Origin of the sequence: Sphingobium amiense, from assembly GCF_003967075.1 — a bacterium.
Classification (GTDB): Bacteria; Pseudomonadota; Alphaproteobacteria; order Sphingomonadales; family Sphingomonadaceae; genus Sphingobium; species Sphingobium amiense.
This window is the reverse complement of the sequence record NZ_AP018664.1, coordinates 1,806,710-1,833,466: the sequence shown is the minus strand read 5'-3', so window position 1 is coordinate 1,833,466 and position 26,757 is coordinate 1,806,710. Positions and strand designations below refer to the sequence as shown.

Annotated in this window: 30 protein-coding genes; 17 read left to right on the top strand and 13 right to left on the bottom strand. The window is 61.6% G+C overall.

The genetic code is table 11. The features are described from left to right. Window positions 1–2: 2 nt before the first annotated feature. The 10 genes from SAMIE_RS08875 to SAMIE_RS08840 all read left to right on the top strand — a co-directional run bounded on the left by SAMIE_RS08875 (window position 3) and on the right by SAMIE_RS08840 (window position 4,617). Window positions 3–236 carry a hypothetical protein gene (locus SAMIE_RS08875; protein ID WP_066700143.1) on the top strand — a complete coding sequence of 78 codons (234 nt, stop codon included), beginning with the start codon at window positions 3–5 and terminating at the stop codon, window positions 234–236. 3 nt (window positions 237–239) lie between these two features. After that, complete coding sequence (locus SAMIE_RS08870; protein ID WP_066700141.1) at window positions 240–473, top strand: hypothetical protein; 234 nt, start codon at window positions 240–242, stop codon at window positions 471–473. A gap of 138 nt (window positions 474–611) precedes the next feature. After that, window positions 612–1,004, top strand: a complete 393-nt coding sequence (locus tag SAMIE_RS08865; protein ID WP_126516787.1) for a hypothetical protein — start codon at window positions 612–614, stop codon at window positions 1,002–1,004. Between the two features lie 3 nt (window positions 1,005–1,007). Then, window positions 1,008–1,577: a hypothetical protein gene (locus tag SAMIE_RS08860; protein WP_066700137.1), complete on the top strand. Its 570-nt coding sequence runs from the start codon at window positions 1,008–1,010 to the stop codon at window positions 1,575–1,577. Between the two features lie 213 nt (window positions 1,578–1,790). Beyond that, a complete protein-coding gene (locus tag SAMIE_RS23975; RefSeq protein WP_267886506.1) occupies window positions 1,791–1,916 on the top strand; it encodes a hypothetical protein in 126 nt (41 codons plus the stop codon). Between the two features lie 4 nt (window positions 1,917–1,920). Then, window positions 1,921–2,841, top strand: a complete 921-nt coding sequence (locus SAMIE_RS08855) for an IS1595 family transposase (RefSeq protein WP_066700135.1) — start codon at window positions 1,921–1,923, stop codon at window positions 2,839–2,841. Then, window positions 2,838–2,981, top strand: a complete 144-nt coding sequence (locus SAMIE_RS23360; RefSeq protein ID WP_157077760.1) for a hypothetical protein — start codon at window positions 2,838–2,840, stop codon at window positions 2,979–2,981. The genes SAMIE_RS08855 and SAMIE_RS23360 overlap by 4 nt, the downstream gene beginning before the upstream one ends. 90 nt (window positions 2,982–3,071) lie before the next feature. Next, window positions 3,072–3,425 (top strand): hypothetical protein, encoded by a 354-nt coding sequence (locus SAMIE_RS08850; protein ID WP_066700133.1) that lies wholly within the window; start codon window positions 3,072–3,074, stop codon window positions 3,423–3,425. Then, window positions 3,422–4,099: an ATP-dependent DNA ligase gene (locus SAMIE_RS08845; RefSeq protein WP_066700128.1), complete on the top strand. Its 678-nt coding sequence runs from the start codon at window positions 3,422–3,424 to the stop codon at window positions 4,097–4,099. The genes SAMIE_RS08850 and SAMIE_RS08845 overlap by 4 nt, the downstream gene beginning before the upstream one ends. Window positions 4,100–4,119: 20 nt before the next feature. Beyond that, window positions 4,120–4,617, top strand: coding sequence for a hypothetical protein (locus SAMIE_RS08840; protein WP_066700127.1), 498 nt, complete (start codon window positions 4,120–4,122; stop codon window positions 4,615–4,617). A 308-nt stretch (window positions 4,618–4,925) separates the two neighbouring features. Here the strand turns inward: SAMIE_RS08840 and SAMIE_RS08835 are convergent, their stop codons facing one another. Together SAMIE_RS08835 and SAMIE_RS08830 are read right to left on the bottom strand one after the other, a co-directional pair. Next, entirely contained in the window at window positions 4,926–5,717 is a 792-nt protein-coding gene (locus tag SAMIE_RS08835) for a hypothetical protein (RefSeq protein WP_145988120.1), read from the bottom strand. A 3-nt stretch (window positions 5,718–5,720) separates the two neighbouring features. Next, on the bottom strand, window positions 5,721–6,173 hold the full coding sequence (locus SAMIE_RS08830; RefSeq protein WP_126516785.1) for a hypothetical protein: 453 nt from the start codon (window positions 6,171–6,173) through the stop codon (window positions 5,721–5,723). Between the two features lie 23 nt (window positions 6,174–6,196). Between SAMIE_RS08830 and SAMIE_RS08825 the strand changes: the two genes are divergently transcribed. The 7 genes from SAMIE_RS08825 to SAMIE_RS08795 all read left to right on the top strand — a co-directional run bounded on the left by SAMIE_RS08825 (window position 6,197) and on the right by SAMIE_RS08795 (window position 11,542). Further along, window positions 6,197–6,808, top strand: a complete 612-nt coding sequence (locus SAMIE_RS08825) for a hypothetical protein (RefSeq protein ID WP_066700123.1) — start codon at window positions 6,197–6,199, stop codon at window positions 6,806–6,808. Between the two features lie 72 nt (window positions 6,809–6,880). Beyond that, window positions 6,881–7,555 carry a hypothetical protein gene (locus SAMIE_RS08820; protein ID WP_232037403.1) on the top strand — a complete coding sequence of 225 codons (675 nt, stop codon included), beginning with the start codon at window positions 6,881–6,883 and terminating at the stop codon, window positions 7,553–7,555. Continuing rightward, entirely contained in the window at window positions 7,552–7,986 is a 435-nt protein-coding gene (locus tag SAMIE_RS08815; protein WP_066700119.1) for a hypothetical protein, read from the top strand. The genes SAMIE_RS08820 and SAMIE_RS08815 overlap by 4 nt, the downstream gene beginning before the upstream one ends. Further along, a complete protein-coding gene (locus SAMIE_RS08810) occupies window positions 7,979–8,416 on the top strand; it encodes a hypothetical protein (protein ID WP_126516784.1) in 438 nt (145 codons plus the stop codon). The genes SAMIE_RS08815 and SAMIE_RS08810 overlap by 8 nt, the downstream gene beginning before the upstream one ends. Window positions 8,417–8,682: 266 nt before the next feature. Beyond that, a complete protein-coding gene (locus tag SAMIE_RS08805; protein WP_126516783.1) occupies window positions 8,683–8,898 on the top strand; it encodes a hypothetical protein in 216 nt (71 codons plus the stop codon). Window positions 8,899–9,131: 233 nt separating this feature from the next. Then, window positions 9,132–10,415: an O-antigen ligase family protein gene (locus SAMIE_RS08800; RefSeq protein ID WP_083952452.1), complete on the top strand. Its 1,284-nt coding sequence runs from the start codon at window positions 9,132–9,134 to the stop codon at window positions 10,413–10,415. Window positions 10,416–10,426: 11 nt separating this feature from the next. Further along, window positions 10,427–11,542, top strand: coding sequence for an endo-1,4-beta-xylanase (locus SAMIE_RS08795; RefSeq protein ID WP_083952451.1), 1,116 nt, complete (start codon window positions 10,427–10,429; stop codon window positions 11,540–11,542). A gap of 19 nt (window positions 11,543–11,561) precedes the next feature. Here SAMIE_RS08795 and SAMIE_RS08790 read toward each other — a convergent pair whose 3' ends face one another. From SAMIE_RS08790 to SAMIE_RS08740, 11 genes are all read right to left on the bottom strand, one after another. Beyond that, window positions 11,562–13,424: a hypothetical protein gene (locus SAMIE_RS08790; RefSeq protein WP_126516782.1), complete on the bottom strand. Its 1,863-nt coding sequence runs from the start codon at window positions 13,422–13,424 to the stop codon at window positions 11,562–11,564. Between the two features lie 3 nt (window positions 13,425–13,427). After that, window positions 13,428–13,688 carry a hypothetical protein gene (locus SAMIE_RS08785; RefSeq protein WP_066700106.1) on the bottom strand — a complete coding sequence of 87 codons (261 nt, stop codon included), beginning with the start codon at window positions 13,686–13,688 and terminating at the stop codon, window positions 13,428–13,430. 16 nt (window positions 13,689–13,704) lie between these two features. Then, complete coding sequence (locus SAMIE_RS08780) at window positions 13,705–14,235, bottom strand: hypothetical protein (protein ID WP_066700104.1); 531 nt, start codon at window positions 14,233–14,235, stop codon at window positions 13,705–13,707. Continuing rightward, window positions 14,232–14,558 carry a hypothetical protein gene (locus SAMIE_RS08775; protein ID WP_126516781.1) on the bottom strand — a complete coding sequence of 109 codons (327 nt, stop codon included), beginning with the start codon at window positions 14,556–14,558 and terminating at the stop codon, window positions 14,232–14,234. Before SAMIE_RS08775 ends, SAMIE_RS08780 begins: the two co-directional genes overlap by 4 nt. A gap of 17 nt (window positions 14,559–14,575) precedes the next feature. Next, a complete protein-coding gene (locus SAMIE_RS08770; RefSeq protein ID WP_066700102.1) occupies window positions 14,576–15,091 on the bottom strand; it encodes a TIGR02594 family protein in 516 nt (171 codons plus the stop codon). 235 nt (window positions 15,092–15,326) lie between these two features. Beyond that, window positions 15,327–15,632, bottom strand: a complete 306-nt coding sequence (locus tag SAMIE_RS08765) for a hypothetical protein (protein ID WP_066700101.1) — start codon at window positions 15,630–15,632, stop codon at window positions 15,327–15,329. Beyond that, window positions 15,629–15,940 (bottom strand): hypothetical protein, encoded by a 312-nt coding sequence (locus SAMIE_RS08760; RefSeq protein WP_126516780.1) that lies wholly within the window; start codon window positions 15,938–15,940, stop codon window positions 15,629–15,631. Before SAMIE_RS08760 ends, SAMIE_RS08765 begins: the two co-directional genes overlap by 4 nt. 45 nt (window positions 15,941–15,985) lie before the next feature. Then, window positions 15,986–19,582, bottom strand: coding sequence for a polysaccharide deacetylase family protein (locus tag SAMIE_RS08755; RefSeq protein WP_066700097.1), 3,597 nt, complete (start codon window positions 19,580–19,582; stop codon window positions 15,986–15,988). Beyond that, complete coding sequence (locus SAMIE_RS08750) at window positions 19,582–22,068, bottom strand: hypothetical protein (protein ID WP_066700096.1); 2,487 nt, start codon at window positions 22,066–22,068, stop codon at window positions 19,582–19,584. Before SAMIE_RS08750 ends, SAMIE_RS08755 begins: the two co-directional genes overlap by 1 nt. Next, entirely contained in the window at window positions 22,068–25,985 is a 3,918-nt protein-coding gene (locus SAMIE_RS23560) for an AAA family ATPase (RefSeq protein WP_066700095.1), read from the bottom strand. The genes SAMIE_RS08750 and SAMIE_RS23560 overlap by 1 nt, the downstream gene beginning before the upstream one ends. After that, the gene (locus SAMIE_RS08740; protein ID WP_126516779.1) at window positions 25,986–26,618 is read right to left on the bottom strand and encodes a hypothetical protein; all 633 of its coding nucleotides are present in this window, start codon (window positions 26,616–26,618) and stop codon (window positions 25,986–25,988) included. Between the last annotated feature and the right edge of the window lie 139 nt (window positions 26,619–26,757).

The following is a 26,757-nucleotide window of genomic DNA, read 5'->3' as shown; positions in this document are numbered from 1 at the left end:
CCATGTCGCCCGAACAGTTCTCTACAGCTTTGAACGGATGGAATAGCCATCATAAGAACAACCGGGATGAGTGCCCGTCTCACATCTCCGTGGGCCTTATCTCCGGTGGGGTTATTGATGGCGCGTGGTGGTGGGCCGACGATTCCGATGACGTGATTGCAGTCGCTACCGCAAAGTTCGGCCTCGCGCTCATCCCCGTCCAATCCATCGGCATCGTCTACTTCCGGGAGGCCTAAGCGATGACCGCATACAATCCCATCGCCACCCTGCAGAAGTTGGAATCCGTGGGCATGGACCGCAAGCATGCGGAGGCATTGGCCGACGAGCTGCACCATGCTACCACGGAGCTTGTGACGAAGGACGAGCTACAGAAAGCGCTCGACGCTCAGGCTAATACCCTGACCCTCCGCATAGGCGGCATGGTTGCCGCTATGCTGGCCCTCGCCGTCACCCTCTCCAAAGTCTTCGCGTAACCGGTGCGGCGCGCCCCGTGCGCGCCGTCCCTCCAAGCGGCGGCCCCTCACCGGGGCACTTACCCCCTATCGCCGCTTCGAGGGGCGCAATGCCCCGGCCTGGCCAGCATCGGCCACTTGAAAGGAATGACCATGTCCATGCAGATGCGCATAGATGAGATGATAGACGCGCTTGAGTTGTGCCAGCCGGACCGGGCGGAGCGGTTCCGCGTCATGCTCGAGGCAATTGGCACCGAGATGGCCGCGAGCATCGCGCAGCACTACGATTGCCTCCACGGCGACGCTACCCACGAGGGCAAAGGCTTCGCGGGCCTTTGCGCTCCGTTCCGGCCCAAGTATCAGGGCCAACCGTTCCCGGAGCCGGAATTGTGGGGCTATCTGGACGATGGCGGACAAGCCGAATGGGAGGATCAGGCGCAGGACGCAGATTTGCCGCCCCTGCCGGATTTCACCTGCACCGCTTGCGGGCGACCGGAGGCGGATTGCAGCGCCAATCCTTGCCCTGCCGTCATCGCCGACAGGGAGGCTTGACCCATGTTCGAGCAACTGAGTCTGTTCGATGCGGCCGAGGCTGCGGCCTGCCTGTGGGAAGAGGTGCTTGAGCGCAAGGACGAGCCGAACGTGAAAGCCGCCTTCGAGCATCGCGGTTACGCCGATCTTCGCGCCACTGTCTGCGGGTGGGCAGAGCCGGTCCATCGGGATTGGCAGGAAGCCAGCGCCAACGGCTATGACGATCCCTTTGATTTCGAGTTCGTGCCCGCATGGGTATCGGCGAACGTGACGTTTAGTGACCGCGGTGCAGAACTGGCCACGAAGCGGACATTCCCCATGATGTCGGCCATGCTGGTTGAGGTGCAGCCGGTGAAAGATGAGGGGGACGGCTTCGACACCTGCCCCCTTACCGAGGCAACCGCGATCGGCGTCTACATCCGGAACCCGCTAGCGATGCATGTTCGGGACTTTGACATAGACGAAGGGGGGCTATCCGGGAACGATCTTGATCAGTTTAAACGTCACGTCGCTGTCGATGCTCTGGGATGGGCCAAGGCTTTGGCCGAGCATCTAGGATGCGAGGTCTACAACCCCCACGGGCTGGAGGGCTGAGACGTGAAAATCACATTGAATCCTAGCAAGCCAGAACGCGCGAAGCTGCACATGGAGGCGGCTTGGCACTTCATCTATCATCGAAAGCTGACTGATGATGTCGAGGTCTACCGATTCAAAAATTTGGGAATTATATACTTGACTCCCGAAGCGCGCTCGGGTAGTTATCTTCTTGTCATTGGGATAAGCCCTTTGATCGGAAGGAGATTTTAAATGCGGAACGACCTCATCAAGAACGCCATCCTCCATGCAAAAATGGCCCGTTACGCGCCGGCTGATCTTGCTCTTCTCTATCGTAATCACGCACGGGCACTGATCGCCGAAGCACGCGGTATTTAACTCCATGTCCAAGTCCACCATCAGCACATTCGAGTTGTTCCAGATGTTCCCCGATCAGGAGAGCGCCCGCACCTATTTCGAGGCGAAGCGCTGGCCTGACGGGGCCACCTGCCCGGCGTGTGGCGAGGTCGATCGCATCGGCACCCGCAAGGGCGGCTTCTACCGCTGCAATACTTGTCTGCTCGATTTCACCATTCGCACCGGGACCATTTTCGAGCGATCCAAAGTGCCGCTGCACAAGTGGCTCTACGCGATGTATCTGCTCGTCACGGCCCGCAAGGGCATCAGCAGCGTCCAGCTTCACGCGCAGATCGGCGTCACGCAAAAGACCGCCTGGTTCATGCTCCAACGGCTCCGCGAGGCCTGCGGGAACGACCCTACCGAACTGGCCGGGATCGTTGAGATTGACGAAGCCTATATCGGCGGCAAGGAAGCGGCGAAGCACGAGAGCAAGCGGCTGAACCTTGGCCGGGGTGGCGTCGGTAAGACTGCCGTCATCGCTGGTCGGGCACGCGAGAGCGGACGCGTGAAGGCAGAGGTTCGCGCCAGCGTCACGGGGCGCAACGCGGTTGGCTTTGCTCACCGGCACGTTCAGGTCGGCTCGACCATCCACACCGACGAGAGCGGTATCTACAGCCGCGTTGGCGGGTTGCTCTACCGGCACGAGACGATCAATCACGGCCTCGGTGAGTATGTCCGGGGCAACGTCACCACGAACGGCATCGAGAGCGTGTTCGCGCTGCTCAAGCGCGGGCTGCACGGCGTCTATCACCACGCATCGCCAAAGCACCTGCATCGCTATGTCGGCGAGTTCGCTTTCCGGCTCGGTGACGGGGACGTGAAGAACCACACGCTTGCCCGGCTCGACAAGCTGTTCGCTGCCGCCATCGGCCAGCGCCTCACCTACAAGGAGTTGATCGCATGAGCGAGAAAATCCGAGCGATCCTAGACGCCGTTGCCGACCGCGTTCTGGCCTACCGGCCTGCCGACAAAGGCCAGCAGGCGAAGCGGGTTGAGCGCCGCGTGAAGCGCGAACGCAAGAAAGCCGAGAAGGCAGATGACTAATGGTTTCGGGAGTCATCTATATAATTCCCAAAAATTTCGGTGTCGGCGTTTACCGCAACGGCAGCGACATCGAAACGCGGGAGTCGTGATATGGAAATCATGACGCTTGCCGATGCCCGCGCATATCTGACCGTAGCCCGCACCATTTGGCCGCAATACTCGGAGCGTGCCACCCGCGAAGGATGGGACGTTTTCAATCTGCGCGAGAGCGGCGATGTTGATGCGCTCACCGATGCCGGGATTGAGCGTATCGATGAGACGGAAATATTCACCGATGATGATGATGCGGTTGATCACGTCCGCAGCCAGATGGCTGTGAGCGTCATGCATCATCACGCTTTCTGCATTAATAAAGCCTGCAACAGCTTGCGCTATCACCTTTGGGGCGCGGACTGGGTGGACAGCCGCTGCGGGCCGGACCGGTCAGCAGGAGGTCTACGATGAGCCCCCATCCCGCTTTGAACAAGCGCTCCCGTGAGCTGGTGCAGCTTGCGGGCGAGTGGCGGGGCGGCCTGCCTGACCATGGTGCATGGATTGAGGAGAAGATTGACGGGGTCCGCGCTGCGTGGATCGGCGGCGAACTTCTCACTCGGGAGGGAATCCCCATCGGCGGAATAGATCACATTGCCTATCGCCTGCGATCAATCGAGAAGGCGGCAGGGCACGCGATCATGTTCGACGGCGAGTTCCTGGCGCCCGGCGGCTATCGTGCCACGCTGCGCCACATAGGGCAGGGGCTTCGCGCACCGGAAGGTGGCACGCTCCACCTCTTCGACGCGATGCCAGCGCCAGAATGGGCAGAGGGCGGCACCACTCGCCCCCTGTACGAGCGCAAGCGCATGCTGCGGGACTGGGTGGCTCTGGCCGCTGACCCATCGGCGGATTGGGAATGGCGGCCGGGCACGAAGGGCCGAGAACCGATAGGGCCAGCCCTATCCGTGGTTCCAGACACATGGGCCGCCTCTCAGGCCGACGTGGAGCGGCTGGCCTGCGAGATATGGGCAAAGGGAGGCGAGGGCGTCATGATTAAAGACGCCGAATCGGTTTACTGCCGCGCGCGCTCCAATGCTTGGCTCAAATACAAGCGCGCCGGCTGGTCGACGCGCAAGGTGGCATAGGGGGTATCGGGGAAATGAATATGGCTGATCTGAAAATCGGAGACCTGACCCTGTCGAGCATTTCGCTGCTGGATGAGAAGGAGATTGTGGCGCGGGAAGTGGATCGCCAACGCGCCGATCCCACCTTAGCTGCCCAAGGCTATAGCTATCAGGTTATCAAGGCCAACCGCGGACCGACCTTCGAGTTCGTGGGCAAGCTGCTTGGGGAGCACACTACCAATTCGAAAGGGGACCGGTCCAAGTGGACCGAGCTGCGTCTGTGGGAGACCCCTTCGGGGAAATGGGTGGCGGAGAGCGCTGGCTGCAGTGATGAGCCAGGACATGTCGATATAGCCGACGCTGCGGTGATCCGCGGACCTGTGGTGCTGGTCGACCGGCAGACACTCAAGGATTTTCAGGAGAAGGCGCCCCAGACCCTATCGATGGAGTTTCAGGCCATGGATTTCTGGGGCTGGTCCTCGCCGGCAAAGGCTCTGGCGAAGAAGCTGGGGTGGAACATCAAGGTGCAGGTAGACTGATATGGCGAGATCGCCCGACCATTGCCCCGCCCGCTGCAGTGCAGCCGACCGTCCCAAAGTAGAAATGCGCGAAGACTACCTCCGCGCTGCTGGAATAGAAGGGGAATGGATCAAGCGCGCCGTTCGCTGCACTTACTGCCAAACCGTTTCCTCCCGGAACGCCTCAGGCGGGTTAACGCGCCGGGGCCACTTTGCTGGCAATGAGCTGTTTACGGCAGAGAATTGGCGGCCGTATCACCAATGACGAACGGGCGGCGAGCCCTGTGGCGACCCGCCGCCCGCCCTACCGTCGGTCACCAGCCGCCGGATCAGATGTAGCTGAGCAGCCCATACTCCATGGCGAAGGTTCCCGGCTTCACCCCCCCAGTGGCGAACGGGGTATCGCGGAACGTGCCGAAATATGTCTTCGACTGGCGGTAGGCGGTGGCCTGCGGATCGAAGCAGAGGAAGATCGGCTGCCGCTTGCCGACCTTCTCAATGAGCGGACGCCAGCCGCTTTCGAATTCGCTGTTCACGACCCAGGGCAGCTTGAACGTCACGGTGCGGAAGATGAGCCCCTCGTCCTCTGCTGGCACGCCCCAGCGACCGTAATCGAGGTCGCCCAGATCCTGCACCCCGAACTCGAAATTCTTGTCGTAATAACGGCCTGAGGTGACCTTCTGCCCGATGATCGCTTTGGCGGCTTCGAAGTCTCCGGTGTGACCCCCTATGTCGATGCGCCACCAGCGCGCCGTGACGGGCGAGGGGATCTCGAGATGGGCGTGATAGAGTCCATCCTCACGGGAGATGGCGGGGCTGATGAAGGGCAGGGCGCCGCTATCGTAGGGCGCTGAGCCGTCGACCTGCGCCTGGGTAGTGCCGAGCCTTACTCTGATGGTAGTGCCGGGCTGGGCGTTGGCTTGCAGCACACCGATGAAGTCGACCAAGCGATCCTGACCGAAGTCACCTCGTATCCAGAGGGCTCCAGCGCCAGCACTACGCCAGGTCATGCCGATATGCTTGAACTGAGCCAAGTGGACGGCGGGCTTCTCGGACCTCTCATTGCCAGTGGCAATCGTCGGAAGAGGATGAGGCAGCAGCATGAAGGGCAGGGCAGGCATGGATTATCCCCAGTTGCTCAGGATGGTTTTGCCAGCCTCGTAATCGATGCCGATCTCGACGGTGGCGGCGGGAAGGTCTGCTGCTTTCTCAGTGTCGATGATGCGCGCAGTTGGGGTAGACACATTGAACTGCAGCCCGCGACCCACATCGGCGCCGCTGACTTCACTCAGGAAACGCCGACGATCAGGAGAAAGCAGAGCCAGTCGCTCCTGCGCTACCAGAGCCGCGTCGGCCTCGCTGTCGAAGAAGCACTCAAGCGGCTCCTTCGTATCACGAGCCAAATCGCCGTATTTCAATGCAACTGCCTCATCCGGCCCCGCAATGGCATTTCGGACAGCCTGTGTGATGAAGCCGATGCGGCTTGCAGTGGCGGGCAATTCGATTCTCCCTGATTGTGATGAGATTAACTTCAAAGACGAGCCGTGCGCTTGACCGACTCGATTTTTGTTCTCCATACGTTCGGACGTCAGGAGGACATATGGACAGCATCAAGGATGTGCGCGCAGCGGTCGCTGACGCGCTGGAGACGCGGGGCCATTCCAACCGCGCGTTTATCGCGGAGATCCGGGAGGGCCAGACAAAAACTATAAATGTGCTTTACTCGTCCTTAAATGAATGTATAGATGAACCTATCAGCCAGATGCTGATACGGGCGCACCGCCGAACCGGGGTGCAGGAGAAGAAAATGGCTAATTTTCAGGCGATCCCTACCACCCTCCGCAGCCACGCGCTGTTTGACGTCGTCCAGGTTGGCGATAGCATCTGTGTCGAAAGCAAGTCGGATCGGGTTGAGCGGCGCATTTGCTCAGCCATCCTTTTGTCCGACATCGAGACCAACCCCCAACATTATCTGCGGAATCTTTTGCCCGATCTGCGTAAGGCCGCCGCCGTCGCCTTGGTCGAGACGCGTGTCGACGGAAAGGTAGCCCAGTTGGTCATGACCGCTGGCGACTGGGCTCGCGGCGCGGCAGAACGCCGTCGCTATGCCGAGTGGCTTGTCGATACCACCCGCAAAAACGCCGCTGGTCGCGGGTTTTGGGACGGCGTCAACGAGGGCGGAGAGGGCTACAATCCTTACCGGGCCTCATAAATGATCGCCTCCCATAACATATACGCCTGCCGCGATACGCTCGCGGCAGGCTTTGCGTCACGCCGATCGGGGATGCGCGGCTGCGACGATCATGACATCGATGCGCCAGATGGCGTCTCAATACAGGTGGCCGATGGTCACCCTCACGTCTTCACACGGCTCGACCCGATGCCAATCGCCGATCTCCACGCGGACGCCGTGTTGCGTGCTTGGCGACAGGGTAGCTGGGACATCGCCGTAACGCGACATCCCCCGCTCGACATCCAATCGCTCGGCATGCTGACCGCAAACGCCATTTGGGACGATGCCCTATTGCTGGAGGAGTTACTCGACGCGGCCACGCGCGGGACTCTCATCAGTTGGTTGTGGTTACCCATGCGCGAGGGACCACATCTGCGTCGGCGCGCGCATCAGTCAAAAGATGCGACGCTCAATGCCGACGGCGGACGATCGGGCGATGTCCCCTCAACGCTGACACAGCCCCGTCTCGCCGGTCGCGGCGGATCGCGCGTCGTGATCCGCCTGGGACGCCACTCCGACGCAGAGGCCGCGAGCATCCGCAAGCGTCACCCGCGCAAGGCCGACCAGACCAGCATCACTGCCGCACAACGCTCTTACATTGGCGGCCTGAGGCGGCGTCTCGGCATGCCGGATATCTTGCTTAACGGCGTCGGTAGAGTCGAGGCCAGCGCGATGATCGACCATCTCCTCGCCCAGCAACAAGACAGGCGTTACCGGCAGCGATGACCTACCTCAACCACCTCACCATTAACACCGGCAAGTTGCGCCGCAGCCCGCGCGATGAGGTGTCGACCGACACGATCGCCGACACCTCATCGCGCATCGCCGCAATGTTGCAAGACGGACGCGCCGACTTGCCGATCCCGGGCTATCACATAGAGGGGCAGGCTTACGGGCCGTCGCTCGCGGTGACGGTCATGGGTGGCGCCGATCCGCTGGCAACCATCGCGATTGCCCGGCGTGATCGGGACGGGCGGGCGATGTGGCGCGATCTGATGGATGCTGTGGGCGGCATTGACGCGTCGCTGGTGCGCGACCCGCCGGGCGCGCCTTACGCGGCGGTGATGCTATGGCCTGCCCTCGCCCTAGAGGCCGATGCGGCCTCTTGGATCGGCGATCTCGGACGCGTCCTTGCATGGAGCTGGATCGATGCCTAGGCCGACACGCGAGAGCCTAGCCGTAGACCGCCTGTGCGATGTCTATGAGCGCGACTGGCTGGTGACAGAGTATCGTCCGACAGCCCACGGCTTTAGCCTGCCGCTGGGATGGCCGGTGGATATGACGGGTCCAGGCAATCCCAGGGTCATCATGATCGCTGCGCTTGCGGAATATCTCCGCTCGGTGGAGCGACTGCGTGACGTGGCGCTGCCGATCGCTCCTGGCACGATCAAGCGGCTGCGTGCCGAGTTGGACCTTAAATTCAATTGGGGCCAGTGGTGGGCAGCGCGATCAGGCGATCTCCATACGATGACCCTGGCGGCATTTTGCGCCAAGCATCATTGCTCCATCGGCGCTGCCAGCCAGCGGCGCGGCAATGCCGATTATAAAACTGCCGATACCCCAATGAGCGGGAATGGAAGCGCATGATGCAGGCGATGCGCGGATAGACGAGAGTTCATCTTGGTACGCCTATTGACGGTTACCTTACGTTGATGCGATCAGTTGAGCATCAGGGGTAATAAGGGGCAAATGACGTGTGGCAGAGGTCTTCGATAATTGTGTTATTCGTGCTCGTTGCTGCTTGGGCTATTAAGCTTCAAATGGGCTCGAACCACGGCGATCTAGCACTGGCATCGGATGTTGGATCTTGCCCACTTTTGGAAGATGGGACCAACGCAGATATGGTGCGATTGGTGAAGCCCACGCTCCTTTTTCCTGCCTCGTTCAAGCACGTCGAGACCAGGGTGGAGCCGACCGATGCGTCCGGAGTCCGGCGGATTTCGATGGATTACATGGCCAAAACCGGCTCGGGGATCACGACAGGTTCTAATGCATATGGGTGGCTGAAAGAAGACGGTTGCTCTGTGATCCTCGCTGGCATTGAAGCATTCAAGTTCGATTTCCGTTAGTCGAATATCCCGAGCGACTGCTCGCACGTTTCCCCACCCTTCTTCTTGTGCCCATGATACTCCATGGATTACGCAAGATTCGGTCAGCCGGATGGTGACGGCTGACACGCGCATTCGGTGGGAGCTCGCATTTGAACGTCAACGCAACCAGAGCCGTCAGGACAAGGACATCAGGGCTTATCCCCGCGGTTTCGAACCTTGAGGCAGTGTTCGTTTGCTTAGCTCTCGCGTTGATGTCGGGTGGCCTCTCGAAAGCGCTTACAGGTGGCAACTCATCTGTTGCTGAGCGCATGGACGGTGATGTGGCCGTGGGTGTGGTCGCCCTCTGCATACCCGCCTACCTCTATTCATTCTGGGCGATTTACAAAAGTCCGTTCGTCTACTTTGAGCGGCTCAAGCGGTCAGCGCCGCTGTGGATCCCGATCGCTCTTTGCGTATTTTCTGTCACTTGGTCGATTGCTCCCGATGCGACGATCCGACGAACCTCGCTCCTGCTGATCTGCGGTCTTTTCAGCGTTGGATTGTCAGCAAGGCTTGGCCGAGATGGCCTGATCAGAGCGGTCGGATTTGTGACCGCGTTCGTGGTCACGATCAGCCTCATATCTGCTGTGGTTGTTCCTGATCTCGGGATGCCACATGACAAGTTCTACCCAGCTATCCCCGGTCTCTTCACTCAAAAGAACAACGCTGGAAGAGTCCTTCTGGTCGGCGTGATCGCCGGGTTGGCGTTGATGAAATCCCGACCGACGTACTTGGCTTGGTTCATTCTCGCCATGTCCGTGATCGGGGTTACAGCCAGCTTCTCGGGCACTGCAATCGGAGCCATGGTGATATGCTTCTTGGCCTATTACATCTTGGTCTCTCTGCGTGGTGCCGGGCTGCTGTATCTAGGCGGTATCGCGGGTTTCATAGGAGCAGTGATCATTATTCTGGCATTCGGCGCGACTTTCGCCACCGATGACGATGTGTTTGCCGCCTTCGGCAAGGATTCGACACTGTCGGGCCGGACGAAGATCTGGTCTGCGGTATGGCGCGCTCTTGGAAGCGGCGATCACTGGTGGTTGGGATTTGGCTACGAGGCATTTTTCGCATCGCCGAAAGGCGTCGGCTCCGTCAACTGGAACATGTATGACTATATTCCGCCACATGCTCATAATGGAATGATGCAAACATGGCTGAATATCGGGGCAATAGGCGTCTGCGTAACAGCAGTCGCGATGATTTACATTTTTGTGCGCGCGGGACGAATTTTCGCGAGTGGCGCTGATCGGCGATCTGCTTTCGATTTTATATTCCTGTTATACTTTCTTCTCATCAACGTGACCGAGCAGACGACTCTGGCTTACAACAATTTCATATGGAGCATATTCTTTGCTGTCGCTGCGCTGCCTCCTGCCGCGCGCGCTCCGCTGGCTATAGCTGGACGCCCATCGTTTCGATCGTCAGGCGGTGACGGCATACCGGCGCGCCCTTCGGCACCAGAAGATGACCACTTCGCGGCACTTCGAAGCGATTAGAAGAGGCTACAATGGCGATCCCACTTTGGAGCCGACGCGCGATGATAGCAGGAGCTGGCAGCGCATTAGCCGGCTCTGCTTTGGCAAAATCAATGCTGGAATCGACCACCGTCTCAGACGACGGCGCGGGCCTAGCTGCTCTCGCTGCACGATCGCATCTGCCATTCGGTGCATTCGTCGCGGGCGAAAGCCTAAACGACCGGCAGTTCGTGAACGCTCTGCGAAATAACTGCAATTTGATAGCGCCAATGAACGATCTTAAGCGTCGGGCGATAGAAGTGGCACCGGGCCGCTACAATTTCACCCGCGCTGATCGAATGCTCAAATGGGCGACCCAAGCGAAGATGGCGGTACATGGCCATACCCTCATTTGGTATAAAGCAGACCCGCCTTGGCTCATTGAGCAGCTTGAGAAAAAGGCGGATGGAAAACTTTTAACTGACTATGTCAGCCGTGTAGCTGGCCATTGCGCCGGCAGGGTCAGAAGTTGGGACGTGGTGAACGAGAGCATCCGCCCGGAAGACGGTCGGAAGGATGGCTTGCGCGATAACATCTGGGTAAACGCCTTCGGTGAGCAGTATATCGATATGGCGTTCCATGCTGCGCGCCGAGCAGATCCTAATGCACTTTTGCTATTCAGCGATTATGGCCTGGAGACTGACCACCCAGTTGCAGAACGTCGCCGCAAGGCGGCTCTCGGGTTACTCGAGCGCGCCCTCGCGCGGGGCGCGCCTATAGGCGGTGTTGGTCTGCATGGTCATATTCGCCGATATGGATTTCCTTACAGATCTAAAGTTCTTCGGCCATTTCTCGATGAACTGAGAGGGATGGGTCTCAAGATCATGGTGACCGAATTTGACGTCGCCGATTGGAACGGGCCGTTCGATACTTCGCAGCGTGACGATGAGGTTGCGCAACTCGCCCGGGACTTCACAGAGCTTGTGTTTTCATACGACAATCTTGATGCCTTCATCTGCTTCGGTATTTCAGATCGCTATAGCTGGCTAAACAAGGAGAAGCCGCTTCTCTGGATTCCCCAGGTCCGCGGCCTCCCCCTCGACAGCGACATGCGGCGCAAGCCAATGTGGACAGCCATCGCCCATTCGCTGCAAACCAGAGGAACTTGAACGCCTCTGTCGCTCAGAACTATGCGGGAGTATGAGCCAGCGCCCCGGCAGCATCGTTCCAGGCGCTGGTTGCCGCAGTCCCCGTCGCGTAAACAGGCTTGCCTGTCGTCGTGTTGTAGACGACGCGGCCTACCTCCTTGAGGGTCGTGTTGACCACGCTGGTTGCGCTGGTCAGTTCGGCGGTGGTGGCCGTAACTGGGGCGGCAATCGACTCGATACGAATACCGTCGATATAGATAATCTGGCCGGTGGTCGCCTGCGCGCGGAGGCGAAGCGGACCTGAAACGGCGGCCAGATTGACGATCAGCGGAATCCAAGACCATGTCGTCCCCATGGACGCAGACGCCGACGCGGCAAGAGTGCCGTTTGCATCGTCGATCCGCACAACGCGCGTCTTGGTGTTGTCGGAGGCCTTGGCGCGCACCCAAATACGGACGCGACCGCTACGGGCGGCCGAGAGGCCGAGCACACGGTTGGCCGAAAGATCGTTGCTGGCCAGGAAGGCGATGTCGGTAGCCGCGCTATCATAGACAGCCATCACACTGCCTGCGAACGATAGCGCAGGGTCAGTGGTGGGTGCGGGGTCGGGGATCATCCGGCGGCCCGCAGTCACTCCGCCATTGCCGGACGGAATGGCCGCAATCTGGCTCATCGGAATGAAATCGTCTGTCATCTTGTTGATGGCGTTGATTGCACCGAGGCGACCATCGTCTATCGGCAACTCCAACACAGCCGGATAATAGTTCGCGTTGTCAAACTCGTACGTCCGCGTAATGGACCCGCCACCGCCCGTCTCGCGCACGCCATGATTGCGGAATACAAGGTTGCGTGCCGAGCACGGGTTGCCAGCTTGGTCGCGGACGCGCACCAGCTTGAAAGCGCCGCTGCTGCTCGCGCTGAAATGGCCATTCTCGAGGACCATGTCGTCGCACGGACCGGTTGCAAGGATATAGTCCGCCTCACTGGCGCGACTGATGAAATAGTCCTTGATAAAGACCGACGTGCGATTCCCGCCGAGGCTGGTGGATTCCATCGCGCCTGCACGGAAATCGAAAACGGGATAGTTGCCGCGGTTCGCGCCATAGGTCGCCGCCGCGCCGTCATTCGAAGCGTTGATGTCGCCGACTTCGAACTTCGTGCCACCATTGATGTCCAAAGTGCTGACCCACGCGGAGGTTGCCGCTGGATCAATGCCGATATGTGGGCCGTCGATGAATTCGAAGCGACCGCCGACGACATAGACGCGATTGCTGCCAATTGACCCGCCAATAGGCAGGTCACCAAAGCAGATGCCGCCCGCGCGGCCATCGCTGCCGCCCAGCATGCACATTTGCGGGTCCCAACATGAGAAGTCCTCAAGGCGGTTGCCGTACACAGCCGGTCCACGGGCACGCCTCCAGGAGCAAAAGCGCAGACTCACTTGGGTTGCATTGAGGCCGTGCAGCATGCCCTTTGTGAAGGTGCGGTCATCACCGAAGAACGTCAGGCCGTTCAAAACGGTCTGCTCGCAACCGAAGGTTCCGGTGTTTCCGGAATTCGGCGCACCGAGGCGCAAGAGAAATTCTTGCCCGTTCGCGGACGGGATGAATCCGCCCTGCGGGCCAGCACCACGCTTTTGCTGAACGCCAGAAGGGCCGGACAATGAGAAGCCAACCGCTGTCCCTGAAATTGAGATGCCCCCGACACGGTAGAGCCGATTTAGCTGTACTGGGAGGTTGTAAGCCAGAGCCTCGTCGATCGCTGCCTGTACGAAGCCCGTGTCGTCAGCAGCTGTGAGCGTGGGAAGAGCCCCGCGCTTTTCGGGAGTGATGGGCATACCGCGGCTGATACCCCATTTGTCAGCCTGCCTTTTCGTGAAGCCCGCCGGATTGATCAGTTCCATGGATCAGTCCTCCACCAGCACGGCAACTTCGCCCGAACCTTTGACCCAAAAATGGTCCGATGTTCCCGACAGAGCCTTCCCCAAGGACACAGCGATGCCGTCATCTGCGGACGGCGCTGATGCTCCGCCGATGAACATCAGCACCGCATCTCTCGATTTCGATTGAAGCATCACGCGCTCATTCGCGATGGCGGTATAGCCGGTTGCCACGGCAATATCTTGCCATTGTCCGGTCAGGGCGAAGTCGGGATAGCTTTTGGCCACAGCAATTTCCTTTGGATCAGAAGGGCACGCGTTCATTGGGATCGATGGCCGCCACCGCGTTCCAGGCCGCCATCAGGCTTTCCAGCCTCAGGGTGTTTTCGGTGCAGACCTCCGCGTCTGCGACATCCACGATGGCCGCTTCACCTGACCGCAAAGGCCCGGTGGACAGGACGGGAAGGGCGGGCACTCCCGGTGCTCCGCCACCACCGGGATTGGCTTGGGGGGCGATGGCGCGCAGGCGCTCGCGCAGGCGAGCAAGCTCAGCATCGCGAGCCTTGAGATAGTCATTGCTGGTCTCCTGAATGACGGCGCGCTGCTCGGCCGCCACCTGAGCGTTGCGCGCGCGATCTAGGCGCAGCGCCTCGGCGGTGCGGTCGATGATGCGGGTCTGGAAGGCGGCATACTCGGTGCGCAGTTCGCCCAACTGACGCTTGTAGCTGGCGCGCAGGGTGTCGATGCGCCAGACCCACAGCCCGCCAGCCACGACTGCCGCAAGGGCGATGGCGGCGAAATAGGGGCGAATCGGATCGAGGATGCGCCCGATCATGACCCTGCCTCGATTTCGCGCGCAGCGTCGACGGCGGCACCGGCAACCTGCCCGGCCGCGTCGACCGCGCTTTGCGGTGGCGGGGCGATTGCCGGTTGAGCGTCGGCCAGCTTGTCGGTCAGCTTGTTGCGGGTGTCATTGTCCCAGATGCCCCGGATTGCGCCGATGACCTCCCGGAAAGACAGTAGCAGCGCGGTCAGCCCGAATGCCTCCGCGGAGGGCACGCGCCCATCCGGACCGATATGACTGCCGATGATCGAGAAGGTGTTGCCGATCAGGTATAGGAGGCCAGCGGCGAGCGCGGCGAGCAGGATCAGCCCCATTTGATGAAGCCGGTCGCTCACGCCTCATTCCTCGACACCGGCGCGCCGCTGGAGGACAGCTTCACCGGCGCGCCGATTACGGGAACGCCCGTCGGCCAGCGACGCGCGACGCACCGGGTCTTGGCCAGCCGCATGATCGTGACGGCATCGCCCTGATTGCCGCCCAGCACATGATAGTGCGTGGCGTCCTCGCCAACATAGAAGGCGACATGACCGCCGCCCTCCCGCTCGAAGACGAGGATCGCGCCGGGCGCCAGGCGGTCGGCCGCAAGAGCGCTGCCCCAAGTCGCCCAAGCCTTCGCCCGGACGCCGACCTTCATTCCGCCAAGGTCGACGCCGCCTGCGCGCAGGCAGTGCGCGACGAACAGGCCGCACCATGGCACACTATCCGCATTATAGATGATGCCCAGCACCTTGACGCCGAGCACCTTGGCCCAGCCGAGGATCGTGCTATTATTGGCGCTCCCGGCCGCCTCGCGCGTGCCAAGGAGCGCTCGCGCGGCTAGTAGCCACGCGGGATCTCTGGAACCCATGTTCATTCTCCCATGAAAAAGGGCGCCCGAAAGCGCCCCAAAGTTTACTTTTGATGGGCTTCTCGGTATCAAACCGATGGCGCGGGAATGTCGGAGAGCACCCGACCGGAGGAAATGCCGCAGTAGTCGGGACTGGTCGTTCCAGTCGGCAGCCACATTGCTAGCTAGTGGTCCCGCGCCACCCCATCATCGCCATCTACTCGCCGCCCGCCTGCCGCCGCGCTTGTGCGCCTGATTATTCCCGCCTGATGCCCTCGCGGGCGAACTGCTCATTTCGCTGCTGATGCCGGAAATGCCGGGTCGCGCGGCCGATGAAGTAAAGGAGGATGCCGAGGCTGAAGAGGCTCGTCGCCCAGCCGTCGAATGGACTTCGCTGCGCTTCCCAGATCACGGTGACGGTCAGGATCGAGCAGCCCGCCGCCACGCTCATCCCGTATCGCTCCCATGCGTTGAACAGGGCGGGGAAGCGGATCAGCTTCCAGATCAGGATCGCGGCGATCATCAGCCGCGCCAGCGAGTTGAGGATGTCCCAGGCGATCATTGCGCTTCTCCTCCTCCGATCATCCGCTCGATGCGCTGGATCAGCCACGGGAGGATGATGTGCGCGGCGATGCCGAAGAGATAGGTGAGTGCGACCGTGCCGCGCGCGTCGTCCTCCCTGATGCCCATGATGGCGTGCGCCGCCCATGGCGTGACGAACATCGCGAAGGTCGCGCCCATGAAGACGGCGAGCAGGATCTTGCCTTTCGTCATCGTCCGCCACCGCCGCGCGCCAAGCGAGGAGATGGCGCCCGTGAAAGCCGCGAGCGGAATATAGACGTAGCGCATCATAAATTCGTCGGTGCTCATCGCCGCCCGCTCCATTGGATATTCACCCGAAATTCGCCTCGACGCTCATGCCGCAGCCATCAGCGGCAGGTGGTAGTGATGGAGCTCGTCCTCGGTCACCACGTCGATGACATCCCTGTGCTGATCCAGCCAGTCGAGCAGTTGCAGGAACCCGGCGTTGATGTAGGGATTGAAATGTTCGGAACCCACGTCCTGCTCGTTGTGAAAGCCGAAATAGGCGACGCCTTTGCAATCCACCGCCTGTTGCGCATGGGCGATCAGCCGCGCCCCGTTGCTCCCGTCAGTTACCAGCGTTGCGCCCACCGCCCTGACCCGCATCGGGTCGCCCCACGGATACATTTCGCCGTAGGACATGCAGGGGCCGGACGTGCCGATCGGCTGGATGAACGTGCGGACCGACCGGAAGTGGCTCCGGAACATGTTGTGCGCAACGAGGTCGCGGAAATCGACGGCGCTGAAATATGATCCATGGTCGCCCCCTGTCAGGCCCATGGCGTTCATCCAGTTTCTGGCCTTGGCCATTTCCGCCATCCGGCCATTCTCGGAAAGACCGTCAATGAAGCCTTTGTCTTCGGTCACCCAAGCCTGACTCGCCATCTGGAAGCCGTGCAGGTCGTTCAGTGCGCGCAGTTGAGCGACGGAGCAGAATTTGTCGTTCTGGACGTCGTGGGTTTCGGTCATCTGGGACAGGCAGAAGACACCCCGGAACCCCCTCTTGATGAGCTGGGGCGCGGAATATGTGGCGTGTGTCAGATAGCCGTTATCGAACGACAATATGGCTTTCGCCTTCTTGAGCAGGTTCGGCACGAAGTCGATCATGCCGATCTCCATGCTCAACGACTTGCCCGAGGCGGACCGCACCTTGAAGATGGCGAACCGCACGTTCTGAAGATCAGCGCCCGCGCCGACAGGCAGGAAATAGTTGAGCGACACACCCCAAGACTGCCACAGGCCGGCCCCTTCCTGCGACGTCAGGCGCTGTCGCAGGTCGTATGGCGCAACGTCCGGGTTTAGGCGGTGGAAGTTGCCCGTGGGCGCGTCGGGCGAGCCGTGGGAGTGCAGTTCGATCGTCAGGGCAGCGATGCTGGAGAAGACGGTCGAGACAGGCCGGAAGAACAGGCGCACCTGCCCGCCCCGCACATCCACGGGTTGCCCGGCTTCGTCGGGCGCGACGGAAACCTCCGATCCGCCGGTGGTGGTGATGCGAACCGCCGATGCCCCGATCATTGCCTGGAGGGACGGCCCTTCGGTCAGGGCAGGGTTGCTGTCTCCGTTGCTGATGTTGCTCAGGGTATCGAACATCGCCAGCGTTCTGCGGCCGACCACAGGATGCAGGCGCTGGTGAAGCCTACCGCCAATCAGCGGGGCGGCCCGCTCCGCTGCGTCGGGCGCCAGCCACTCGCGGCTTGGAATGACCGCGCCATCGTCGATCGAGCCTCCACCGCCTGCCGCCTCTTCCAGTTCACGGAAACGTTCGGCAGTCACGACCTGATAGTTCTGGGCGAATTTAAAGCTCGCCTCCAGCCGATTGGAGGTGACAGGCGCTCCGATCGTCCGGACGTCCACCCCGTTGACGACGTTGAACCAGCCGCCGTCATCCACTGCGCCGGGCGTCGAGACGAAAGGACCGTGAAGGCCCACATATTCGCCTGCCAGAAACGGCATCGTGCCGCCGAAGTCGCCCGGCGTCAGCACGGCAGAGCCAGCGGGCAGCGTGAATGTCCGGACATCCCGGCGGGTGACGGTGTTATCCACTCGCGACCAGCGGACCAGCGTAAACGTCCCCGCTTCCTTCACGAAAATCTGCACTTCCGTCAGGGTGCCGTTCCCGCGCATGGGCGCGTTCCAGATGAAATGACTGTCGGAAACGAGACTGCCGTCGACGGGCGGCACGCGCCGGCCCACCTCCTGAACGTCATTCGCGAACAGCTTGTCTGCGATGTCCTCTGCGGTGGCGAGGCGCACTTCATGGTCCGCACCCTGCGCCTCCAGTGCCAGAATGCGGTCAGAGGTGACGGTCTGGATGGCCTGACGAACGTCGAAAGCGACATGGAGCTGGATGTTCGTGGTCGCCGCGCCCACCGTGCGCGGATTGGCGTCCGCGTTGACCGCCCACCATCCCAACCCGGCCTGCGTCTCGACCTTCGAGGTGAAAACGCCGGGTCCGTAGAGCGCGATATGTTCGCCCGCCTTGAGGGTGAACAGGCCGAAGTCCGCAGCCGTCAGCGTCTTCAGGCCGGTGCTGGTGATGGGTATCATCACCTGCTGCTCGCGCGTCACCTCGTTCGCGATACGGGAATAGCGCGCGAGGCGCAGCGTGCCGGTGCCCACGGCAAAGAGGCGAAGCTCGTTCAGATAGCCGTCATGGGCCATCTGATCGGCCCAGATGAACATGCTGTTGGATACGCCCGTGCCGCTTTCCGGCGTGCGAAGGATGCCTACTGTCTGGGTGATCTCGCCCTGCAACAGCGCAAGCTGCGCTTCGGCCTTGCTCGCCCGTGTGAGGAGGTCCGCGACCTTCGCGGCCATGTCGAGCATCGCGCCTGCGTTAACGACCTGCTGAACGGTCGAAATCTGCAACTGCGCTTCGAGCCGGGCTGTGGTGATCGGCGCGCCGACTGTGCGGGTGTCGAGGTCGGCGAGGATGTCCCACCAGCCACCCGCATCAGCAGTGTTGCTCGTGGCGGTGATGATGCCCTGACCTTGCAGACCGATATAGTCGCCCGCGTCAACGATCATGTCGGCAGGCACAAGCTGATACCCTGTGCCGGTCACATTCAGATAGACGGTTCGCTTCTTCGTGACCGTGGTGCCGGACTTCGAATAGCTTTGCAGCCGGATCGTCCCGGTCGCAGCGGCAAAGAGCCAGACGCCGGTCACCTTGCCGCCCGCCTGCACGCTGTCGTTCCAGAGCAACAGATTGGGCGAGGTGACGCCGCTCCCGACCTTGCTCGGCTCCGCCTGCCGACCGATATTCTGCGTCCGCACCAGCCCGCGCAGATTGTCGCCCAGCGCCGTCAACAGCGCCTCGCTGGCGAGCGATACCTTCATGACCCAGAAGCCCGCCTCGACCAGCCAATAGCCGTTGCGGCCATAGTCGGCATCGGAATGGACCAGCGCCCACTTGCCGTTCGCGGGCACAGGCGCGGCGATCAGGTCGGCATAGGTTGCATAGGTCCGGTCCTCGACCAGCGCGATCAGCGACCCGCTGCCGACGATGGCCGCGACCGTCTGCCGGTCGGCCGCCAGCCGCGCCGGGCTGGGGATGTTGACCGTGGTGCCGGTGGAAAGCGTGATCGGATACAGGCCATTGCCGAACAGCCCGCCACTGGCCGGGCCGGACAGCCACGCCTTCACCTGATTGACCGAGCCATCGAAGGTCGCAAGCTGATTATTGACCGCCTGCTGTTGTGCGGCCTGTGCGGCGATCAGCCCCTCATATTTGCCGCCGATCATCGACAGCATCTTGAGCGGTGAGGGCACCTTGATGACGGTGCCGTCCGGCTGCGTAAACGGGTAGAGGCCGGTGCCATCGGTCCCGGCAACCGTGCCGGTCACCCACTCGCCCAGCTCATCGGTGAGATGCGCGAAATTCGTGATCACCACGATCATCTGGGCAACAGCTTCAGGCAGCGTCGTCATCAGCGATAACCCTCAAAGATCATGACGAGGATGTTGCGAGCGTATGAGGAACTGGACGTCCCGCCACCGGGGATCGCATAGGGCGTAGCGGTGATTTTGATGCTGACCGGCCCATTGGCGATGATCGGCAGTTTGAACCCCGAATTGAGTATCCAGCGGGCGTTACCACTTGATACGCCGATACCTTGCGGCACATCGCGAACGAGCTGGTAGCCCGACCCGAAATTCATGTAGCAACGCAGCCGCATGGCCGTGTCGATGTTGAGGGTGCCGTCCTGGGTGAATTGCAGTTCCAGCAACGCCTTGCCGTCTGTGTCATCGCCCACGACATAATTTACGATTTCCGCGAGAGTGACTTCGCCTCCCGACACCAGCACATCGGGATAAGAGGCTGACCAAAGTCCCGTGACGCTGTTGGCATCGATCGACTCCGTCTTGACCGACCGCGCCTCAAGCGTGTTGACGATCACGTCTTCCATGATGACCTTGGCGCGCCCGGGGTCATAACCCCACATCAGCGAGCCGTTCGGTTTGAGGAAGCGCACCGCGTCGAACTCGAAGTCAGCCGAGGACAGTTCGCCATTGTTGGTGAAGACGAACCCGACGATCTTGTTGCCCGCCTTCAGCGCCAGCACGGCCTTGGCGGTGATGTCGCCATTCGCGCCCACAACGACCGTGCGCAGATCGGTGACAGACGCCTCCACGTCGCCGATCGAGGCGGACACGCCCCGCATATATTGCGACATGGAGACGCCGGGCGCGACCATGACGCTATTGATGTTCCAATTCCACGACTCACCGTCGCCGCTCTTCGCGCCCAGCAGACTGAAGGTTTCGGCGACCGCCTGATTATTCTCCGTCTGCTCCGCCTTGAAGCTGGATACGACCGTGCCGATCGCCTGCCCCTCCAGCGTCGTGCGTGCCATCATCACGGCGTTGCGCGTGTCGGTCAGGATGACGAGATCGTGCCAGTTCATCCCGTTCAGATCGAGGTCGAAGATCACCTCTTCGACCGGGCGACCTAAGATGTTGGTGCCCGCTGGGGTGCCATTCGTTGCCCCCGGTTCCGCAGGCTTGAGCGATTCGAGAGATTCTCCCGTGCCATAATTGATGTCCCCGGCCGTGATTGGCCCAGACATGAGCTGCCAATCGCTGTTGGCGAGTGAAGGCGCGGAGCCAGCTTTGGGGGTGTCTGACGCGTAGAGCCACCGCGACCCGTTTGGCAGGGATACGATGTTGCCGCGCCGATACGTCTCGGCCGGATCATAGGCGCCCCGATCGATCAGCGCAGCGTCGAAGGCGATCTCGTCGAAGGTGTGAACACGCCAGCTCCGGTTGGCGCCGAACATGATGCGCTTATACGGCGGACTGACATCAGCCTCGGAGCATCTACGGACTGGCGGCAGGCGGCGTCCCTGAGCATGCAGCGTGAGCGCGGGGCTGCCAATGGTGGGCCGCACAGCGAAGAGACGCCCAGTGAAGTCGACACCCGCTTGAGCATTGCAGGGCCGTGCCAGGCGACGAGCGAGCTCCAGCAGACTGGTCTGCTCGGTGATGACGATGTTGATCGGGTAGGGGACTGCCAAGTCGAGGGCGGCGAAGGACGCTGCGTCGATCAGCCCCGATGACACGCCGCGCACTGCCGCGATCCGCTGAATGATGGCACCCGTCTTCCGAAGGAAACCGCCGCCATTGTCGCCGTCGACGTCGCCGGTGATGACGCCAAACGGGGGCGCGCCAAGACGTGCCATGCCTCGCGCGTGGCAGGTGGCCCAGCGACCGGCGGGGATGGTTGCCGCGACCAGCTCCTCGTATGTGGCGTAGTTTCCGATGCTCGAACCGAACGAGGCCGCTCCTCTCTCATACAGTGCCGAGATGCCCTGAATGGGATATGCGGAGAACTGGACGACGTTTTCGACGCCGTTGATGAGCACGGGCTCCACATTCAGCGCGCGCCCGAAGATCCATGGCTTCAGCCGCCCTTTGAGGTCAGCGCCGCCTTCATCGTCGCCGGTGCCCGTATATTCCTGAGCAAGCACGTCGATGTTGAACGGTTCCACGTCCACTTCCGCAGTGACGGAAAGGCCTCCGCCCTCGCCTGTGAAGCTCTGCACCCGGCCCTTGAAGATGCGCGCCCCTGCTATATCGCCAACGTCGTAGCTTCCGGCGGCATTCAGCGAGCTGGCTGTGTCGATCGCATAGAGGGTGACGGGCGCGCCTGCCCATCGGTATGACCGAACCGAACCGTCCATATTCTGGAGCGCGTCCAAGCGAATTACGAAGCTGGCAGATCCGGGCGCGACGTCTTCTGAGAAGTCGCCGTCGAACAACTGGATGGCAAGTGACGGTCGCTTGGAAATGGCGGGCCACCAGCGTCCCCCGGCGACCCCGTTGAGCCGCCGGTCCTGCGCCGATGCCGCGCGCAGCACCGGGCGGCTCCCGTCGCTGATCTTGAGGGGAGCGAGTTCCGCGAGGATATGCAGCATCAGAAGTTCTGTCGGACAGCCGTCAGGCCGCTGGTGCCGCTGCCGCCGCTTTGGAGAGAAATGGCGCGCACCAAGGCGACAATGTTGCTGTTCTGGACATTCATTGCCGTCAGCAGGTCATTGTTATTGGCCTTGAGCGCTGACACGATCTGCGCGGTCTGTGTCTCCGTAGCGCTCACCACCGGCGCCAGACTGCTGTCGCTGGCGAAGAGGCCGGGGCGGGCGGATGCAATGGATGCGACGTTGGTTTCGGAATCGATTCGGGCCTTCGTCAGCGCAGTGACCTGGTCGAGCAGCTTGAAATAATCCTCACCCGATCCGCTGATCTGCCGCTGGAGATCGAGCATGGTGCGCGCCGCATCGGAATAGTCGTCATAGGCAGTGGTGTCGCCAGCCGCGACGCGCTGGGCGAGAGGATCGTATTTCGCCTGCGCCTCAGCCAACCGGTCGCGCAGGGACCGGGCATCGTTGCCCACCGTCAGCTCGTCGAACAGCGACTTGAGCGAGGCGGTCACCTTCTCCCCGGCTTCTTTCACCGCATTCGCCCGTTCGATGCCGTACAGCTCCTCGAGCTGCGCATATTCCTCAGCCGACGCGCCCGCCTCGCCGAAAATCTTCTTGAGGCGGCCGAACTCCTTGTCGAGCGTATCCAGTGCCGCAGCGACCGGATCCTTGTACGATTTGAGCCGTGAGAAGACGCCCTCGAAGTCGATGGCCTTCTGCAGCTGGGCTTCAACATCGGCCGTGCGGGACAGCAGCACCTGTGTGGAGGCGCGCAGACCCAGCAGCGCGCCGTCCTTCACTGCGTCGGAGATGGCGAATTTGATGGCATCTTCGCCACCCTCTTTGCCGAAGTCCTTGATGTCGGTGCGCCCCGCGCCGCCCTTGAGCTTGCCTTCGCGCCCGGTCGTGGAGACACGCCACTTGCCCTTGTACTGGCCGATGCTGACCTGATAGCCGCCGACGTCGACGCCGAACTGCTCCGCGATGCGGTCCAGCCCCGTCTGGATCGAGGTGCCTGCGAGGCCTGCATTGTCACGGTAGGCGCTCTTGTTGCCTGCGACCGAGACATCGTCTTTTCCGTTGCCCGTGAGGACCGCGGTGCCCCACTTCGGGGTCTTGAGCAGGCCGCCTGCGATCGAACCGAGAGTGCCACCGACAATCGCTCCGAGAGGGCCGCCAATCTGGGACCCTATGGCACCGCCGATTTCCGAACCTAGCTTGGAACCCTTGATGCCGAAGACGTCAGTGAGTCCCTTGCCGAACAACTTTCCCATCTGAGCACCGGCCATCACCTGCCCTATGGCGCTGCCGATGCCTGCGGAGTCGAACCCGCTCTTTTTCAGGATGCCGCCAAGTTGTTCTCCTAGCCCGTCCCACATTTTTTGCTTTCCAGCCCCGAACCCGCCGAGGAGCTTGCCAAGCTCGCTATCGGGACCAGCGTTGGCCGTGAGGCGGTCCAGAATCTTGGCGACATCTTTGCCGAAGAAGTCGGCGATATGTCGAAGCCCAATGTCTATCTGGCGCTGTGCTTCTCGTGCAGCTTCGGCCTGACGTTTGTAGGCAGCCTCCTGCTGCTCGTTGAACTGATCGGTCGGTCGCTTCCGACCATCCCAGAGAGCCTTGTCTAGCGCTTCGTTCGCGTTCTTCTCGCGCTGATTATCGTTGGCCGTCTTACGCTGGGCAGCGGCTATCGAATAAGCCACGGCGTCATCAGGTGAGATGACACCAGCGCGCATCACGCGGTCTATTTCACTCAGTGACTGGGCGTATTCCAGCGCAGATGCCCGGCCTTCGTCGAACTTGCTGAAAAGGGATTCGGCGGCGCGCTGCAGTTCCTCTGCCTGACGCTTAGCTTCTTCCGCCGCGCGCTCGGCCGCACGTTGCAACTGATCGTTGATGCGCTGGCTGTTGATGGCGTTGCGGCCGCCCTCCCATGCGACATGATAGTGGTCATTGTGACCCTTATCACCCGGTCCAAATAGCTGCTCGACGCCGCGCGCGTTTCGACGAATGCTGACACCTGCGTCGGCGAAGACCTGACGGATCATATCCTTGGTCAGCGATCCCATGCCGCCAGCGGGAACGAAGTCGATGGCCCGGCCCTTATAGTGATCCGAGCCATCCACATGCTTGCCGCCGGTCGTGGACGTTATGGTGCCGCCGAATGCCTTGAGAATGACTTTGCTCATCTGGCTGACGGTGGCGGTTTCCTTGTCGCGCGCCGACGCCGCATCGCGAGATGCCTTCTCCGTTTCCCGAATTTTAGCGATCTCGGCGTCTCGTGCGCTACGCAAACGCTCCAGTTCCGCCGCGCTCTTGCCGGAGCTGATGGCGTCATTGATCTCATTGTCCCAACGCCGCTTCGCTCGCCCCTCCGGGGTGCTGATCTGGTCCAAGATCTGCATTTGATACTGGCCGCGAGCTATCGTCGTCGTGCGGGTCAGACGGTCAATCTCTTCCTGATTGCGCTTGAGCGCGGCCTCCAGACGCTTGATCTCCGCTTCCTGAGTGGCACCGGCGGTTGTTCCGAAATCAACACCGCCTTCTCCCGATCCATCACCGCCCTGCTTATCTGCAAGGGCGAGGCGAGCCTTTGCCTGTTCCAGCATCGCCGCGGTCCTTTTACGGATCTCGATGGTCGCCGCGCGCTCATTCTCCAGCTCGATGAAGTCCGCGCGCGCCTTGTCCTCGGCTGTCTGAACAGACCGCTCCATCGCCTCATTCAGCTGGTCGATGGCAGCGGCATGTTGCTTTACGGCCTTCTCGGCTTCCTTTGAGGCCTCATCCTGCTGCCACAGTTTCTCCACCAAAAGGCCGACAGCAAAGGCAGCGCCAGCAAATGCGATGCCCCATGGACCTGAGAGCAGAGTGGCAATCCGCCCGATACCCTTCTGGGTGCCATCAGCCTGCATTCCGAGACCGGAGAGGGCGAACGCCAACTGCGGCAGCTGCTGCGCGAACACCACGCTGGCCTTCTGGCCGCCGATCAGGCTGATGATGAGATCCTGACCCTGCTGCCCGGTCTGGATGTATGCCTGCCGGAGCACGCCCGAGCCACGCACCAGTTGCTGATAGCCGTCATTCTGGGCGTGGATCGCGTTACTGTGAGCCTGCAACTGGTCGCGCGCATGCTGGACTGCCGCCGCATGCAGTCGCTCATCGATGATGTTCTGCTTGAGGAGATCGTCGGCCGTGTCCAGCGCCTGATTAAAGCGCTGCTGAGCCTGATACATGGGGTCCAGCTCACCGCGAAGGACTGCGGCTGCCTGAGCATAGCGCTCCATGTCGCGAGCCTGCTGTTCCAATGCCTCGAAGCCCGCGCCATTTTGGATGGCCGACGTGCGCGCTAACCCCGGCGCGAACACTTCGTTATAGCCCTCTTGCGCCCGGCGCCCGCGAACTTCGTCACGCGCGGCACGGGCCTGCTCTGCGTATAGTTCCCGATACGACGCGGCCAGCGCGGTGTTGCGCGACGCAGTGGCATCAATCTCGGCCTGCAGACGGGTGTAGGTGGTGACCTGAGCATCCGCCTCCTGCCGCGCACGAGTGGCTTCCACCACCTGGGCGCCGAGCGCTTGGATGTAGGACTGGGTCGCCGCCGAAGTATCGCCCGTGCTGAGGGCAAGGTTCTGCGCTGCCTCGCGGGTGGTGCGCAGCGATAGCTCATACGCCTTGGCCTGCGCCGCCGCCTGACGGAATCCATCGACGCCAAGGTCCATTGCGCCCGTCGGCTTGAGGCCACGGGACAGCGCGCCATTCACCACACGCTCCACCTCGGCGAAGTTCGCTTCGAACTGGCGGCGGACGCGCGAGGCAGACTCCCCGGCCTCCTTTTCGAAGAGCGAGAAGCCGTTGCCGGTGCCGTCATATTCGGCGCGAATGAACGCCGGAAAGATCGAGGACTGAGCGGTCACTTACTTCCCCAAGGCTTGGCTGATGAAGGTGGGCAGGTTCGATCTGGCCCAGTCGAAGATGGCATTCGGGTTGACGCGGGCGCGTCGGGCGGTGCGCCGGATGCCGATGAAGGCGACGAACTGATCCTGCAGGACGCGGCCCGCCCGAACCCGGCCGCTGTTCGGCAGGCGGCGGGGATTGGCGCGGCCGACGGCGCGGGTGGTAATGTTCCGGACGATCAGCACTGCCTCGCCCGGATGACGCCCTGGGATCTGGATCAGTGGACCGATGCGGCGTTCGTATCCGCCCGCGCGATACTGAGCGGGTGTCATGCGGTAATTGCCTTTGACGCGCTTCTGCAAATCGTCGCTGGCGATCCACAGCCATGGGCCGCGTGGCGTGATCTCGGCGCCTTCCGTATAGGAGATGATGGCGCCAACCGTGCGTTCGTTCGCCGTCCGCAGGTGGACGATACCGGAGGCCGAGAAGCCCTCCGCGCCGCGGCGGTGGACCCTGCCTGACGAACGAAGGTCAGAGGAAGACGTAACCGCATTCCCAAGCCTGCCGAGCCCGGCGCTGGCCATCTGGGCTCTCAGCGTCGAAACGGCCAGCCGAGCTGCGCGATCGGTCGCCACGAGCGCGGCATTTTCCATCTGCTGGATCGCGCCGCGCTTGAAGTCCGAGAAGCGCCCCGCCTGACGGAGCGATGGCCTAATCGGCATCCTTCCTCAGGCGAGCCAGCTGGTTGCCAATGACGTTGAACGCCTGGACCAGCACAGCAGGCTGATCGAG

Excerpts from the sequence above, each read along its gene's own strand:
- SAMIE_RS08875 (WP_066700143.1), top strand. The coding sequence starts at position 3 with ATGTCGCCCGAACAGTTCTCTACAGCTTTGAACGGATGGAATAGCCAT.
- SAMIE_RS08870 (WP_066700141.1), top strand. The coding sequence starts at position 240 with ATGACCGCATACAATCCCATCGCCACCCTGCAGAAGTTGGAATCCGTG.
- SAMIE_RS08865 (WP_126516787.1), top strand. The coding sequence starts at position 612 with ATGCAGATGCGCATAGATGAGATGATAGACGCGCTTGAGTTGTGCCAG.
- SAMIE_RS08860 (WP_066700137.1), top strand. The coding sequence starts at position 1,008 with ATGTTCGAGCAACTGAGTCTGTTCGATGCGGCCGAGGCTGCGGCCTGC.
- SAMIE_RS23975 (WP_267886506.1), top strand. The coding sequence starts at position 1,791 with ATGCGGAACGACCTCATCAAGAACGCCATCCTCCATGCAAAAATGGCC.
- SAMIE_RS08855 (WP_066700135.1), top strand. The coding sequence starts at position 1,921 with ATGTCCAAGTCCACCATCAGCACATTCGAGTTGTTCCAGATGTTCCCC.
- SAMIE_RS23360 (WP_157077760.1), top strand. The coding sequence starts at position 2,838 with ATGAGCGAGAAAATCCGAGCGATCCTAGACGCCGTTGCCGACCGCGTT.
- SAMIE_RS08850 (WP_066700133.1), top strand. The coding sequence starts at position 3,072 with ATGGAAATCATGACGCTTGCCGATGCCCGCGCATATCTGACCGTAGCC.
- SAMIE_RS08845 (WP_066700128.1), top strand. The coding sequence starts at position 3,422 with ATGAGCCCCCATCCCGCTTTGAACAAGCGCTCCCGTGAGCTGGTGCAG.
- SAMIE_RS08840 (WP_066700127.1), top strand. The coding sequence starts at position 4,120 with ATGGCTGATCTGAAAATCGGAGACCTGACCCTGTCGAGCATTTCGCTG.
- SAMIE_RS08835 (WP_145988120.1), bottom strand. The coding sequence starts at position 5,717 with ATGCCTGCCCTGCCCTTCATGCTGCTGCCTCATCCTCTTCCGACGATT.
- SAMIE_RS08830 (WP_126516785.1), bottom strand. The coding sequence starts at position 6,173 with ATGGAGAACAAAAATCGAGTCGGTCAAGCGCACGGCTCGTCTTTGAAG.
- SAMIE_RS08825 (WP_066700123.1), top strand. The coding sequence starts at position 6,197 with ATGGACAGCATCAAGGATGTGCGCGCAGCGGTCGCTGACGCGCTGGAG.
- SAMIE_RS08820 (WP_232037403.1), top strand. The coding sequence starts at position 6,881 with ATGCGCGGCTGCGACGATCATGACATCGATGCGCCAGATGGCGTCTCA.
- SAMIE_RS08815 (WP_066700119.1), top strand. The coding sequence starts at position 7,552 with ATGACCTACCTCAACCACCTCACCATTAACACCGGCAAGTTGCGCCGC.
- SAMIE_RS08810 (WP_126516784.1), top strand. The coding sequence starts at position 7,979 with ATGCCTAGGCCGACACGCGAGAGCCTAGCCGTAGACCGCCTGTGCGAT.
- SAMIE_RS08800 (WP_083952452.1), top strand. The coding sequence starts at position 9,132 with ATGTCGGGTGGCCTCTCGAAAGCGCTTACAGGTGGCAACTCATCTGTT.
- SAMIE_RS08795 (WP_083952451.1), top strand. The coding sequence starts at position 10,427 with ATGGCGATCCCACTTTGGAGCCGACGCGCGATGATAGCAGGAGCTGGC.
- SAMIE_RS08790 (WP_126516782.1), bottom strand. The coding sequence starts at position 13,424 with ATGGAACTGATCAATCCGGCGGGCTTCACGAAAAGGCAGGCTGACAAA.
- SAMIE_RS08780 (WP_066700104.1), bottom strand. The coding sequence starts at position 14,235 with ATGATCGGGCGCATCCTCGATCCGATTCGCCCCTATTTCGCCGCCATC.
- SAMIE_RS08775 (WP_126516781.1), bottom strand. The coding sequence starts at position 14,558 with ATGGGGCTGATCCTGCTCGCCGCGCTCGCCGCTGGCCTCCTATACCTG.
- SAMIE_RS08770 (WP_066700102.1), bottom strand. The coding sequence starts at position 15,091 with ATGGGTTCCAGAGATCCCGCGTGGCTACTAGCCGCGCGAGCGCTCCTT.
- SAMIE_RS08765 (WP_066700101.1), bottom strand. The coding sequence starts at position 15,632 with ATGATCGCCTGGGACATCCTCAACTCGCTGGCGCGGCTGATGATCGCC.
- SAMIE_RS08760 (WP_126516780.1), bottom strand. The coding sequence starts at position 15,940 with ATGAGCACCGACGAATTTATGATGCGCTACGTCTATATTCCGCTCGCG.
- SAMIE_RS08755 (WP_066700097.1), bottom strand. The coding sequence starts at position 19,582 with ATGACGACGCTGCCTGAAGCTGTTGCCCAGATGATCGTGGTGATCACG.
- SAMIE_RS08750 (WP_066700096.1), bottom strand. The coding sequence starts at position 22,068 with ATGCTGCATATCCTCGCGGAACTCGCTCCCCTCAAGATCAGCGACGGG.
- SAMIE_RS08740 (WP_126516779.1), bottom strand. The coding sequence starts at position 26,618 with ATGGAAAATGCCGCGCTCGTGGCGACCGATCGCGCAGCTCGGCTGGCC.